We start from the raw sequence: 13,736 nt of genomic DNA on the forward strand, positions 1-13,736 counted from the left end.
CGCTCAGCCAAGATTGAGTCTTTTGTTATGCATGAATGCACAGCTATAAAAAAAGCCTGCACGATGCAGGCTTTTTTAAATATGACTAAAATTATTCTAAGAATTTAACAGTCACACCAGATTTCACTTTCTTACCTAAGTCATTTGCATCCCAGTTGGTCAAACGAATACAACCGTGTGACGCAGTTTTAGAGATAGCAGATGGGTTCGGTGTACCGTGAATACCGAATGATTTTTTGCTCAAGCCAATCCAGATATTACCAACAGGGCCATTTGGACCAGGTGGTAATGAAAGTGGTTTTTTGTTGTTGCCTTGAACAAAGTTAGACGGTGAGTAGCTGTACCAAGGGTTTGGTGCAACACCTGTGACTTTATATGTACCTGTAGGCGATGGAGTATCAGAACTACCAATCGTTGCAGGGAATGAACCGATCATTTGGTTGCGGCTATTAAACAAGTAAAGTTGTTTCGCGCCTTTATGTGCAACGATCAGGTGAATATCTTCAGGAACTTCGTTACGAATATTCGCTACTAAGATTTTTTCACCAGCTTTTTTAAATGTCGCTTTGGGATTCAACTTTTTCAAAAAGTCTTCATCCATGTGGAATTTTTCACCCAACATTTCAGTCACACGTGTGTAGTACAAGCCTTTCATTTTTGCTTGTAATGCATAGTCGTGTGGAATCGATGCTGCATAAGGACCTTTCAAGTCTGCGTCAGTCAACGTGTATTCAATAAATGCAGGTTTAGAACCTTGTTTCGCAATCAGCGCATCCCAAGTTTCTTTGGTTAAAGTCCCTGTAGGTTTCAAGCTATTCATTTGTTGGAATGAAGCGATCGCCTTTAAGGTATTTTTACCACTGGTACCATCAATTGCACCCGGTGAAGCATGTGCATTATTGAGCATGACATGAGCACGTGCATAAACAGGGAACTGACCTTTTCCAATGTTGTCATACCACTGTGCATTATTTAGGTCATTTAAACCCCAAGCAACTTTGGCAGCAGGCGAAGTTGATGTTGGAGTTGTAGCAGTCGCTGTAGCAGGTGCAGCACCGATGTCGGCTTTAACATCTTCTGATTGTTGCAGGCTGTCTAAAGTTTGCGATGCTTGGTTCAGATCTTCTTGTTCTTGAGCGCTAATCTGGCTAGTTGCAGATGAAGCTTCAGTCGCTAACGGATCAATGGGATCCTGAACTGCAACATTAGTCACTTTTTTTGGCGTTAATGGTTGTTCAGCAGTAGATGCGGCAATAGCTGTACCAGCAAATATGCAACTTAGGCTCAGTGCGAGCATGGTGCGAACGAACATGTAATTCAACCTTAAGAATTATTCATTTACTGTGTATTAAAAACTGGCTAAGTATTACAGAAAAAAAGTAGAGATGCAGTAGTTGTTTTGTGTAAATATCATTTTTGGCACTCAACATGATCGGTTTTTAAATGCTTGAGAAGTTATTATATTTACAACCTTTTTGATATGATGATGCCAATATCGAATTAAGTTGGGAAAGTGAATGACGACCTTAAAAAATGATCGTTTCTTGCGTGCCTTATTACGTGAACCGGTAGATGCAACTCCGGTTTGGATGATGCGTCAGGCTGGCCGTTATTTACCAGAGTATCGTGAAACACGTGCAAAAGCGGGTGACTTCCTATCCCTTTGTAAAAATACAGAATTTGCTTGTGAAGTTACTTTACAACCTTTGCGTCGTTATGACTTAGACGCAGCCATTTTATTTTCAGACATTTTGACAGTACCTGATGCGTTGGGTTTGGGACTGTATTTTGAGGCAGGTGAAGGTCCGAAGTTTCATAAAACTGTACGTACCGAACAAGATGTACTGAATTTACCTAAGTTTAATGCCAAATCTGACCTAGATTATGTCATGAATGCAGTGACTACGATTCGTTCAGCATTGGGCGGACAAGTCCCATTGATTGGTTTCTCAGGCAGTCCTTGGACACTGGCAACCTATATGGTGGAAGGCAGTTCAAGCAAAGATTTCCGTTTTACGAAACAAATGATGTATGCACAACCTGAAGTGTTGCATGCCTTATTAGACCGTTTAGCTGTGGCAGTGACTGAATATCTCAATGCGCAGATTGATGCAGGTGCCCAAGCCGTACAAATCTTTGATAGTTGGGGTGGGGCACTAGCACACCGTGAATACATCGAATTTTCACTAAACTACATGCAAAAAATCGTGGCAGGTTTACAGCGTGAAAAAGATGGACGCAAAGTCCCTGTGATTTTGTTTACCAAAGGTGGTGGTCAATGGTTAGAGCCAATGATTGCAACGGGTGCAGATGCCTTTGGTTTAGATTGGACTACGCCATTAAATGTGGCACGTCAAACAGTCGCAGGCCGTGCAGCATTGCAAGGTAACTTAGACCCAGCAACATTGTATGGTTCGCCTGAAGCAATTGCGAAAGCGACGCGTGCTATGTTAGATGACGCATATGCCAATGGTGAAAAAACCGGTTATGTGGCGAACTTAGGCCATGGTATTACCCAGTGGGTAGATCCAACCAATCCGAAAGCCTTTATTGATACGGTACACGAATATAGTGCCAAGTATTTATAAGGCTTCAGGGAAATAGGTTTAGGATTCAACCGTGGTCAAGATGATAAAATCATGTTTTGAGTTCTCTTATAAGGCAGCTTCGGCTGCCTTATTTGGGATATTACTGCTGATCGCTTTTGCATTCACTGCAGCAATGGGAAGTCAGGAATATTTTGGCTTTTACCGTTATGACTATTTATTGTTTTATGCACTGATCATTCAAGTGTGTTTACTCTACTTAAAACTCGAGTCTTGGGCGGAAGCCAAAGTCATAGCACTGTTTCATCTACTGGCTATGGGGATGGAAATATTTCTCACTCATCCACACATTGCTTCATGGCAATATCCGCAGCCTGCGGTTTTCAAACTGCTGACCGTGCCATTATTTGCAGGTTTCATGTATTCGGCAGTAGGAAGTTTCTTTGCACGTTCGTTACGTCTATATCAGGTGTCGTTCAGTAACTTACCGCGTTTTGGCAATATGCTGTGCTTAGCCGTTTTGTCATATCTTAATTTTATGACCAAATTTTTTGTGCCAGATATTCGTATGTTTTTGTTTGCTTGGAGTGTGGTGATCTTTTGGAAAACCAAGCTGAGTTTTCAATTACAAAATCATGTGATTCAGTTGCCTATGTTACCAGTACTGTTGATTTTGGCATTCTTGATTTGGATCGCAGAAAATATCAGTACCTTCTATCAAATTTGGTTATATCCAAGTCAGGTCGATGCATGGCATATGGTCGGTTGGGGGAAACTCGGTTCTTGGTATTTGTTGCTATTACTCAGTCTGGTTTTAGTACTCAAAATCCTTGGAAAACGGGATGAAAATGGTACTTGGTTGCTCAAAAAATAGTGAAAAAGAACGTATTATTTTTAGCCAAAAGTTTTAGATGAAAATGTTTTGCCTTATCTGAAAGATCAAGTTAATCTACAGGTGTGTAATCAAAATTACACATGTTTTAATAATTAAAAACAATGGAATAAAATTCCCTGGAGAAGTGCTATGTTAAAAAAATTAGCTTTAGTTGCAGTCGTTGCACTAGGTTCTACAGCTGCTTTTGCTGACCGTGACGTAGGTTGTGGTGTTGGTTCTCAAGTTTGGGCTGGTCAATCAGGTAAAATTCCTAAAATTTTAGCTGCGACTACCAACGGTATTTTTACTAACCAGTTACTTGGTATTACTTTTGGTACTTTAGGTTGTAGCGGTACTGGTACAGTGACTGCTCAAGCGGTAACATTTACCAATGAAAATGCTGAATCACTTGCTCGTGATATGGCGGTTGGTCAAGGTGAGAGCCTGAATGTTTTGGCTGAGCTTTTAAACATCCAATCAACAGATAAAGCACGTTTCTTTGCTGTGTCTAAAGCAAATTTTGCTGAAATCTATTCAGCTGAAAACCAGTCTTCTCTACAAGTACTTGCTTCATTACAAAGCGTAATGGCGAAAGATGAAGTACTTAAAGCATACGTTTAATCGATGCTTTCAAAACCCTGTCTCTCGGCAGGGTTTTTTATTATCTAAAATATATAAAAATGGATTTGAATATAACTGAATGAAATCAATTGCTTTATTTTGTACCTTTATGATTCCGAGCATCTTATATGCTCAGCAAGTTGTAGATCCAAACCTCTCTAAAACCGTAGAGCTACAGCGATATATTGAACTTGCACAATCAAAAAAACTGTCTGAACACATCAGTTGGCAACGACTTTTATATACAGATCATAAAGGACAAAGTGAAGTTGCCTATACAGGTTATTTTTTAGCTGAAAATGGCCGCCAAAGTGCTCAAGCTGAATTAGAGGCAGATATCGCTGCACTGTTTCAACCCGCCGAACCTAATCAAGCCTTTCGTTGTCGTTTCCCTGCGCGTAGTCAGTGGCTGATGCAAGAATTATCCATCCGTTCAGAGCAGTTACCAGTGGTGAGTTGCCCTGAGTTTGATGAATGGTTTGGGAAAATTAAGCCGTATAAAGCGACATTAATTTACGCCACAGACTTTATGGGTAATCCAAGTTCTATGTTTGGACATACCTTATTGCGTCTCGATCCGAAAGATCAAAAAGAGCTAAATTTGGTGTCCTATGCCATTAACTATGCAGCGACAGTTGCAGGTGAAGATAACTGGTCTTATGCATGGAAAGGCTTAACAGGACAGTATCCTGGTGAATATTCCTTGATGCCGTACTACCGAAAGGTGAAAGAATATGGTGATTTTGAAAGTCGTGATTTGTGGGAATATGAGCTAGCACTGACCGAGCAAGAAACCAGTTATTTGGTTAAACATCTTTGGGAAATGCAAAATGTCAGTTTTCCCTATTATTTTGCCAGTGATAACTGTGCATATCGATTATTGGGCCTAATGGATTTGGTTCGCCCGACACTGAATTTAACCGAAAAATTTAAAGTCGCTTCCATTCCTGTTGAAACGATTAAAGCGATCAATGATGAACAACTGATTCAAGCAGCGGTGTATCGTCCTGCATTAGAAACGCAGCTTTTATCACAAGCGCAGCAACATGGATATCGTTTAGCACGTGAAGCGCATAAGCTCGCTGAAATTGAACCTGCGATGATGTCGACAGCACTCGCTCAGTTTAATGAAGCAGAGCAAGCGAAAATATTAGAAATGGCGTATGACCATCTGTATTTATTGCTGATTGGTCGAAAGGTGAGTGCGGAAGAAACGCAGCCTAAATTGCGTCAAATCTTGGCCTTACGTAGCCAATCTTCACAACCGAAACAACGGACTGAACCTAAGCAGCCAAGTCTAGACCCTGTCAATGGACATCATGCGCGAAATTTTTCAGCTACCGTGGGTGAAGTTCAAGGTGAAAAATATATCGAACTCGGTCATCGTCAGGCTTATCATGATTTGATCGATCCGCAAGGTGGCTTTCGGATTGGTACGCAGTTGATGTTTTGGGATGGCTCGATCCAATATCGTGACGAACAATTCAAGATCAATCATTTTGATTTTTTATCGGTCAATTCTTACAACCCAATCACGCCATTTAAAACACCACTAACTTGGGGTTTTAATTTTGGCTGGCAGCAAGTGTCTGTAGATGCAGGTCAATTTAGTGAAACGAAACAACATGGTGTAGCTGAATTAAAAGCTCAATCTGGATATAGCTGGGCCAATCAGGAACGCACACATTTGTGTTATGTGCAGTCTCAAATGCAGGTGCAGGGCGGCAAGTCACTCGATCAGGGATGGCGAGTTGGACTTGGGCCGACACTGGGTTGTCAAAATATTTGGTCTGAACGATTCAACAGTCTAGTGCAGGCAGAGCTTCCGTATTGGGAAGATGTACATCAGTGGAATCTGAAACTCGATGCTGAATTACAATATATCGTCAACCAACAAAATGCCTTAAGACTAGGTTATGAATACCAGCAGCAAGATGATCAAGCTTGGAATAAATTGAAATTGAGTTATGTATTTTTCTATTAATTTTTAAGATAGATAAAATGTGAAATATCAAATAAATTTGTTTTTTTATGTAAGTAAAGCAAGGTATGATTGCTAGCTTTGTAATAGCTGTGGTTTGTGTCACCGAATGAATCAAGAATGTATTACAGGTCTAAGTCAGACTTGGAAAAATATTTGTGATCAATATACTGAAAATGAACATCTTGCAGCATTGCAATTTATCCAAAGACATGTTGAACATTTAGTAACTGTTTTTTATGAACAAATGTCACGTGAGCCAGAGTCAGCTGAATTTTTTAAAGACGATATCATTCAAAAAAGGCTCATCGACACTTTAAGAAAATGGTTGTTAGAAACGTTTAATGTCGCACTGAATGGTGAATTTGAAAGCTCAGTCAAAAGACAGCAGAAAGTTGGAATGGTACACGCGCGTGTTGGTATTCCGTCATGGTTCATCATACGTGGTGTGCGTGAAATAGAACGTAAAATATTTGAAATTTTAGAGCTAAACCAAACGCAAAGTATTCTCCATATGTGCAGTTATATTGTGCAAATTATGGGGTTCAGCACAGAAATTATGTGCCGATCTTATGAGATCAATACGGAAAAAAACCAAGAAACAAAACACAATTATCGCTTATTTTCAGCGATGCAAGATGTGGCCGTGCATAAAGATAAACAACGGGGTTCATTGCTCGACTGGGAAAATGAACTGATGTTTAAAATCTTTTCGGGCAATGTTGGTTTTTATCATCCCTTATTTTCAAAATCAGAGTTTGGGCTATGGTTCATTCATAAAGCGGCATATGCTTTTTCAGGTTCAGATCAGGTTCAACTGATTATTGACAGAATTTATGAAGTGGATCAATTAACCCAGCAAACGATGCAGATGACGGAAAAAGATCAGCTGCAACAGTTGATTCAACAGATTCGTGAATTGAACCGTGAAATTCAGCATCTAGTTGATCAACTATTTCAAGTGGCTGAATATATTGAGTCTGGCAATGATTCTTTGACTCAACTCCTAAACCGTCGTTATCTCAGTACGATTATTTCACGTGAAATTACCTTTGCGCGGCAAAATGAAACGCCGTTGTCTTTGCTCGCCTTTGACGCGGATTATTTTAAAATGATCAATGATAAGTTTGGTCATGCGGCAGGTGATCTTGCGCTCAAATTTATTGCCGAAGCCTTACAGCGTTATAGTCAAGGTAGCGATTATGCATTCCGTATTGGTGGGGAAGAGTTCTTATTACTCTTGGTGGATACTGGTGTAAACCGTGCGATGAAAATTGCAGAAAATATTCGCCAATATATTGAAAAGGGTTTGATCCGAACGGCACAAGGTCAGCAATTTAGTTTTACCGTAAGCATTGGTTGTGTACAGTATGATGGACATCCTGATTATCAGCGTTTCTTAGATGCAGCAGATCATGCGCTGTATGCGGCAAAAAATAATGGTCGAAACTGTATCCAAGTCACTAAGCATTTGTCGTATATCTAATTCGTTCAGAGTATAAAAAAACTCCCTTATGTGGGAGTTTTTTATGGGTAAATGCGTTTTATGGCGAGATGTGCCGTAATTTAAACTTCAACAACCACATAGTATTTTTTGACGGCTTCGACAACTTCAAACTTGCCCTGAAACGATGGGGGAATAATGCCCGCTTGGCCAGCGGAAACTTCAATATACCCGCCTTGTTGATCATGAATACGTACTAATCCTTCAAGGATTGTAAAAAACTCTTGTTTATTGGGTGCAAAGACAATATTCCATGCGCCAACTTCACATTGCCAAATCCCGCAGTCCATATTGGGGTGTGCATACATGCTTGCAGTTTCACGTTTGGGATTGCCCTGAACCAAACGGTCTGGGCGAGGGTAATCTATGCTGTGATCGGCTTGCGCTAAACCCTGACCAGCAATATATACATCTGACATGATTCATCCTGAAAATAGTGCTTTGCTATCAAAGCAAATGATTTGGGACATTAAAACACAAATAAAAAAGCCTCAAGAGTTTGAAGCTTTTTTATGAGTGCTAACGCTGAATGTTCTGTTAATAGCTTTCAGGTACAGCACTTAGGAATTCACGGCGTTCTTCTTTATTGGTTTTAAAGTCACCGACAAAAGAAACGGTACGGGTTGTAGACTCTTGTTTACCCACACCACGCATCATCATACACATGTGAGCTGAATCAATCACCACAGCAACACCACGCGCGCCGGTCACTTCAGCCACAGCTTCAGCAATCTGCTGAGTAAGGTTTTCCTGAATTTGTAAGCGACGGGCAAACATTTCTGTAATACGTGCGAATTTTGATAAACCTAAAACATTGCCTTCTGGGAGATAAGCAATATGTACACGGCCATAAAAAGGCAATAAATGGTGCTCACACAAAGAATAGAATTCAATATTCTTAACTAAGACCATTTCACGGTTATCGGATGGGAAAACCGCATTGTTGGTCACTTCTTCAAGTGTCTGGCTATAACCAGAAGTAAGATATGAAAAAGCTTTAGCAGCACGCATAGGCGTATCTTTAAGACCTGGGCGATTCAGATCTTCACCAACGGCAGTTAGGATATTTGCGTAGGATTGCTGCATAGACATAAGACGTGTTCACTTACACTGAGAGATTGAACAAGGACGGCATTGTAGCAGAAAACTATTACAATGCCTTCTTTTGGAGTTAAATCCGATTATTGTTTAAACTGTGGGTTCTTTTCTGCACGTTTAAGCAGAACCAGTACAGCACCTGTACCGCCTTGTTTTTCTGGGGCGCTCACAAATGCCAATACATCACGATGTTGACGTAACCAACTATTTACATAAGTTTTTAAAATTGCTTCTGGTCCTTTGCCATGCACAATTTTAATGACGTTTTGATTGTCATCTTTCGCCATTTGAATGATTTGCAGCACAGCCGAACGAGCTTCTTCTACAGTGCAACCGTGTAAGTCGACTGCTTCGAACCAACGTAGATTACCGGCTTTTAAATCTTCAAAAACTTTATGTTGTAAGGTTGCAATGCGATAGCTTAAGGCCGCTTGACTGGCAACAGGGTTGAGCATCGCTTGAGTATCAGAAAGCAATGCATCATCTGTTTCCATAGGACCAATTGCAGCAGCACGTTTAGCCAAGGTTTGCGCATCAGGTTTTTTACGACCCACTTTTTCCATTTTTGCAGTATTTCCTGCATTCATTTTTTGAACACCTTGCATTTGCTTTTGGAAAAGCGCTAAGTCTTCTTCCTGCTCTTGTTCAACAGTCTTTGGCGTTGGCTCAGGCTGTTTAGCAATCGTAGAGGAATGTGGATTCGTAATTTGCTTTTTAAAAGATTTCAGTAGGTTGTACTGATCTTTTGAAAGCGAAGAATCGTGTTTGCTCATAATGAAAAAACGGGAAATATACAAAAATTTAGAGCAATTATAGCCTTAAATGGCACTGATTTGAACTGGAAAGACTTTATATAAAGAAGATCTCTTAATTCATTACAAATCCTATTTGGGCTTCAAAGTTGAATTAATTAATTTAATAACTTTTTTATTTTTATATTGTTCTGCAAGAGCTAATGCTGATTGTTCTTCATTAAATTTAGAAATACACACGATTTCGGTTGAAGCGCCTTTTTCAAGTAAATAAGAAATTATCTGATATTGATTTAGGCGAATAGCTTTACCTAATGGGGAGTATCTAGTGAAATAATATGTCTGTGGTTCAACTTCATCTACTACAAGTTCATTTATTTTTCTCAGCTTCATTTTTTTAATGAAAGAAATATCTGCATGCTCGATTGCCGCCATAATTAAGGTGGTATCATAAAATTCATTGTTTTCACCTAAATTTAAATATTCAAGATACAAGTTTTTGGCTTTTTCATAATTATCAATATCATTTTTCTGTGCCAGGTTCTTTATCGCATTTTGGAAAAAATCATTCATATCATCAAAATCATTTATTGCTGCATGGAACATGAATAGATTTATTAAATATGGCTCATCAGCTAAATTCTTTTTCAATAAATGTGGGTTATCTTTATAAAAAATCTGTTCAAAATGATTTAATTTTTCCATGGAAATAGGGTGAGATTTAATATTGATTGGTTTTGATAAAGAATTTTTATGTTCTTTAGAAATAGAAAAATAGGTTGAATTTTCAATATTCTTGTTTTTAGTATTGACTGAGAAATTAATGACTATTGGTAAGCCTTGATAACTAATGATTTCAATTTGATTCTTATTGAAATCATAATTTTTGCCCTTTAGCACGTTAGTATTTATATTTGGAAAAATTTGATTTAGGTCAATCTGAGCAGCAATGATGCCTTCGGGCATAGTGGAAATATTAAAGTAGAGGATATGATTTTGGTCAATATGATACGGTGAGCCAGTATTCAGATTTATATTTTTTGCCCAACTTAACTGGTGTAGTGAAACCAAGATTAATGAAATGAATAGAAGAGTAGAAGAAATAATCGACTTCATTATTTTTAATTCTCAATTGAATAAAATTATAAAAAGGATGTGTAATTTTTTTAATATGGATGCAAAAGAGAAAAAGGGTGAGCGAACTCACCCTACATATTTCATTTATATTTTATCAGGCACACCAAACAGCTCTTTAAAAGCCTGATCAGGGCGTGGTTGCTTCATAAAACTTTCACCGACCAAGAAGGCATGAATGTCATGTTCTTGCATCATGGCTACATCAGTAGGTGTTGCAATACCGCTTTCTGTTACAAGTAGGCGAGAAGGCTCAAGTAACTTCTTCAAACGTAATGATGTATTGAGGTCAACATCAAAAGTTTTTAGATTACGGTTATTGACGCCAAGTAGACAGTTGTCAGAAAGACGCATTGCACGCTCAAGTTCTTCTTCGTCATGTACTTCAACCAACACGTCGAGATTGTGCTCAAAAGCAGTTTTCGACATTTCTTCGAGTTGTTGATCAGACAAACAAGCCACGATTAATAAAATACAGTCCGCATGTAAAGCGCGTGCTTCAATTACGCCATAAGGATCAATTAAAAAATCTTTACGCAGCGCAGGTAAGTCACAGTTCTTACGTGCAATCTGAATGTTTTCATCGGCACCTTGGAAAAAATCCACATCGGTGAGAACAGACAAACATGCCGCACCAGCATCTTGATACTGCTGCGCAATTTCAGCAGGGTTAAAGTTTTCACGAATGATGCCTTTCGATGGTGATGCCTTTTTAATTTCAGCAATCACCCCCGGACGTTTAGAGCCGAGGTTTTGTGCAAAACCTCGAACAGGTGTAGCTGCTTGAGCTAGCTCTTCGACATCTTTATAGCTACGTTGTTTAAGACGGGCTGCAAATTCTTCTTTTTTACATTCAACAATTTTACCCAAAATTGTATTGGCGATATCTACCATGATCTGTGTCCTAATCTTAAGCTTCGTATTCTTTTAAAGTTTTAGTAAATTCAGACAAAATGCCCATTTTCTCTAGAGCTTGACCGCCATAAATAATGTCATGTGCTAATGCAACACCTTGTTTATAGCTTTTGGTTAAGCCTGAAACATAAATGCCTGCGCCTGCATTTAGGGCAATCATATTCGCGGCTTTATCACCGAGTGCAGATTTGTTTTTACCTAAAGCATCTTTGATCAATTTTAGACTTTCAGCAGCACTATCTACAGATAGACCCGTTAAGGTTTGCGACACGATATCTACGGTTTCCGGCTGAATTTCCCATTCAGTGACTTCGCCATCTTTGAGTTCAGCAACATAAGTACTTGATGCAAGGCTAATTTCATCTAAACCGTCTTTTGAATGCACCACCAAGACATGTTCTGCACCGAGTTGTTTTAAAACTTCAGCCATAGGACGACATAATTCTGTAGAGAAAACACCAATCACAAAACGTTTTACGCCGGCCGGATTCGTAAGCGGGCCAAGTAGGTTGAAAATACTACGGAAGCCCAATTCTTTACGTGGACCAGCAGCATATTTCATGGCTTTATGATGATTAGGTGCAAAGAGGAAACCAACGCCCATTTCACGAATACAACGTTCAGTTTGCTGCATGTTAAGGTCAAGGTTAATTCCAGCTTGTTCTAAAAGATCAGAAGAGCCTGATTTTGATGAAACACCACGACCGCCATGTTTAGCAATGGTTGCACCTGCTGCTGCAATGACAAAACTAGACGCAGTAGAAACGTTAAATAAGTTTTGACCATCACCACCTGTACCAACGATATCCACCAAATGTGGCAGATCACTGACATCGATTTTGATCGCAAATTCACGCATTACACGTGCTGCGGCAGTGATTTCATCAATACTTTCACCTTTTTGGCGTAAGCCCATCATGAGTGCGCCAATTTGAGCATCGGTTGCTTCACCTTGCATGATGGTACGCATCACTTCTTCCATTTGAGGTTGAGTGAGTTCAATATTTTTCGTGATGTTATTTAAAGCTTGTTGAATATTCATAATATTTTTTGCACTCGATTAAGCGTAAATTTCTAAGAAGTTTTTAAAGATTTGATGGCCATGTTCACTGAGGATTGACTCAGGGTGAAACTGCACGCCTTCGACAGGCAATGTCTTATGTTTAACACCCATGATTTCTTCCATCGTGCCATCTTCCTCATTGGTCCAGCAGGTCACTTCTAAACATTCTGGCAAAGTCGCTTGATCAATCACCAAAGAGTGATAGCGAGTAGCGGCAAATGGAGAAGGGAGGTTGCTGAAAATGCCTTGATCGCTGTGATACATGTCAGATAAACGACCGTGCATCACTTTTTTAGCGCGAATAATATCGCCGCCAAAAGCTTGTCCTATGGCTTGGTGGCCTAAACACACACCCAGTAAAGGAATTTTTCCCGCAAAGTGTTGAATCGCAGGAATTGAAATGCCTGCTTCACTTGGCGAACAAGGGCCAGGACCAATGACTAAATACTTCGGTTGCCATCGCTCGATATCTTCTAAAGTCACGGCATCGTTACGTACAACTTTTACTTCCTGATTTAACTCGCCAAAATATTGGACGATGTTGTAGGTAAAAGAGTCATAATTGTCGATCATGAGAAGCATATCAAGCGTATCCCTAAGAAATTTATACTAATATTTTGTTTAACGTTTTTTTGTTACCCGTAACGTTACCCGTTTTAAGAACTTCAACTTAAATTAGGCACAAAATATAAAGCCTGCTAAGTGCAGGCTATATTATCAGATTCTTGTTTGTATTTTTCGACTTCTTTCTTCACTTGAGATTCGTGCCAAAAAACATCTTTTTCGCTTAAACGGATAGGCTCGGGGAGCTCTCCTTGCTTTAGCATTCTATAGAACTTCGTTTTACCAACTGAGAGAAGTTTCATAAAATCATTAGCACGAACTCGACGATCAATTTCCATCAAGACACCTCCTTTAAAATTTGTTTCACTGATTCAAGAAAATCCTCAGAAATACTTTCATGTCCTATATCTGTATCTTCGCCGTTGGGATCCATCACGCCACCTTTAAAATAAGGGCCTGGGCTTGAAGGCGAAGAATAAATTCTTTGCCATTCTTTAGCCATAATTTAAGAAAAAGCTCATAACGCTTTTGAGCAGCACCATTCATGTTTCCCGCATTATCAATCTTCAAACCAGGTTTATTTGCTTTAGTGAAAACAGCTTCACCAACAATTTTATTAATTACGCATTGATATCCATCACTTGCTAAAAACATTGTGAAGGCCGGGACTAATTATTTAGGACA

At 39.3% G+C, this 13,736-nt stretch carries 15 protein-coding genes; 5 read left to right on the top strand and 10 right to left on the bottom strand.

Annotation, left to right across the window (positions count from 1 at the left end; translation table 11 throughout):
• Positions 1 to 91: 91 nt before the first annotated feature.
• Complete coding sequence (locus FTT76_RS02180; RefSeq protein ID WP_078190280.1) at positions 92 to 1,312, bottom strand: L,D-transpeptidase; 1,221 nt, start codon at positions 1,310 to 1,312, stop codon at positions 92 to 94.
• 205 nt (positions 1,313 to 1,517) lie between these two features.
• Here FTT76_RS02180 and hemE point away from each other — a divergent pair, with 205 nt between their 5' ends.
• The 5 genes from hemE to FTT76_RS02205 all read left to right on the top strand — a co-directional run bounded on the left by hemE (position 1,518) and on the right by FTT76_RS02205 (position 7,508).
• Positions 1,518 to 2,588 (top strand): uroporphyrinogen decarboxylase, encoded by a 1,071-nt coding sequence (gene hemE / locus FTT76_RS02185; RefSeq protein WP_180007657.1) that lies wholly within the window; start codon positions 1,518 to 1,520, stop codon positions 2,586 to 2,588.
• A 40-nt stretch (positions 2,589 to 2,628) separates the two neighbouring features.
• Entirely contained in the window at positions 2,629 to 3,420 is a 792-nt protein-coding gene (locus FTT76_RS02190; protein WP_180007699.1) for a DUF817 family protein, read from the top strand.
• A gap of 150 nt (positions 3,421 to 3,570) precedes the next feature.
• Entirely contained in the window at positions 3,571 to 4,041 is a 471-nt protein-coding gene (locus tag FTT76_RS02195; RefSeq protein WP_078190276.1) for a DUF3015 family protein, read from the top strand.
• A gap of 109 nt (positions 4,042 to 4,150) precedes the next feature.
• Positions 4,151 to 6,025: a DUF4105 domain-containing protein gene (locus FTT76_RS02200; RefSeq protein ID WP_373685449.1), complete on the top strand. Its 1,875-nt coding sequence runs from the start codon at positions 4,151 to 4,153 to the stop codon at positions 6,023 to 6,025.
• A gap of 106 nt (positions 6,026 to 6,131) precedes the next feature.
• Entirely contained in the window at positions 6,132 to 7,508 is a 1,377-nt protein-coding gene (locus FTT76_RS02205; RefSeq protein WP_180007659.1) for a diguanylate cyclase, read from the top strand.
• A gap of 80 nt (positions 7,509 to 7,588) precedes the next feature.
• Here FTT76_RS02205 and FTT76_RS02210 read toward each other — a convergent pair whose 3' ends face one another.
• The 9 genes from FTT76_RS02210 to FTT76_RS02250 all read right to left on the bottom strand — a co-directional run bounded on the left by FTT76_RS02210 (position 7,589) and on the right by FTT76_RS02250 (position 13,706).
• Entirely contained in the window at positions 7,589 to 7,945 is a 357-nt protein-coding gene (locus FTT76_RS02210; protein ID WP_180007660.1) for a cupin domain-containing protein, read from the bottom strand.
• 118 nt (positions 7,946 to 8,063) lie between these two features.
• On the bottom strand, positions 8,064 to 8,612 hold the full coding sequence (gene folE, locus FTT76_RS02215) for a GTP cyclohydrolase I FolE (protein ID WP_171262632.1): 549 nt from the start codon (positions 8,610 to 8,612) through the stop codon (positions 8,064 to 8,066).
• A gap of 95 nt (positions 8,613 to 8,707) precedes the next feature.
• Complete coding sequence (locus FTT76_RS02220; RefSeq protein WP_180007661.1) at positions 8,708 to 9,397, bottom strand: Smr/MutS family protein; 690 nt, start codon at positions 9,395 to 9,397, stop codon at positions 8,708 to 8,710.
• A gap of 111 nt (positions 9,398 to 9,508) precedes the next feature.
• Positions 9,509 to 10,492, bottom strand: coding sequence for a hypothetical protein (locus FTT76_RS02225; RefSeq protein WP_180007662.1), 984 nt, complete (start codon positions 10,490 to 10,492; stop codon positions 9,509 to 9,511).
• A gap of 105 nt (positions 10,493 to 10,597) precedes the next feature.
• The gene (gene trpC / locus FTT76_RS02230; RefSeq protein WP_180007663.1) at positions 10,598 to 11,404 is read right to left on the bottom strand and encodes an indole-3-glycerol phosphate synthase TrpC; all 807 of its coding nucleotides are present in this window, start codon (positions 11,402 to 11,404) and stop codon (positions 10,598 to 10,600) included.
• A gap of 16 nt (positions 11,405 to 11,420) precedes the next feature.
• On the bottom strand, positions 11,421 to 12,467 hold the full coding sequence (gene trpD, locus FTT76_RS02235; RefSeq protein ID WP_180007664.1) for an anthranilate phosphoribosyltransferase: 1,047 nt from the start codon (positions 12,465 to 12,467) through the stop codon (positions 11,421 to 11,423).
• Positions 12,468 to 12,485: 18 nt separating this feature from the next.
• Positions 12,486 to 13,070 carry an aminodeoxychorismate/anthranilate synthase component II gene (locus FTT76_RS02240; RefSeq protein WP_218945341.1) on the bottom strand — a complete coding sequence of 195 codons (585 nt, stop codon included), beginning with the start codon at positions 13,068 to 13,070 and terminating at the stop codon, positions 12,486 to 12,488.
• 116 nt (positions 13,071 to 13,186) lie between these two features.
• Positions 13,187 to 13,390, bottom strand: coding sequence for an AlpA family transcriptional regulator (locus FTT76_RS02245; RefSeq protein WP_111884584.1), 204 nt, complete (start codon positions 13,388 to 13,390; stop codon positions 13,187 to 13,189).
• A gap of 94 nt (positions 13,391 to 13,484) precedes the next feature.
• Positions 13,485 to 13,706, bottom strand: coding sequence for a hypothetical protein (locus FTT76_RS02250; RefSeq protein WP_180175847.1), 222 nt, complete (start codon positions 13,704 to 13,706; stop codon positions 13,485 to 13,487).
• Positions 13,707 to 13,736: the final 30 nt, after the last annotated feature.

This window comes from Acinetobacter sp. YH01009 (genome assembly GCF_013420765.1).
Taxonomy (GTDB): domain Bacteria; phylum Pseudomonadota; class Gammaproteobacteria; order Pseudomonadales; family Moraxellaceae; genus Acinetobacter; species Acinetobacter amyesii.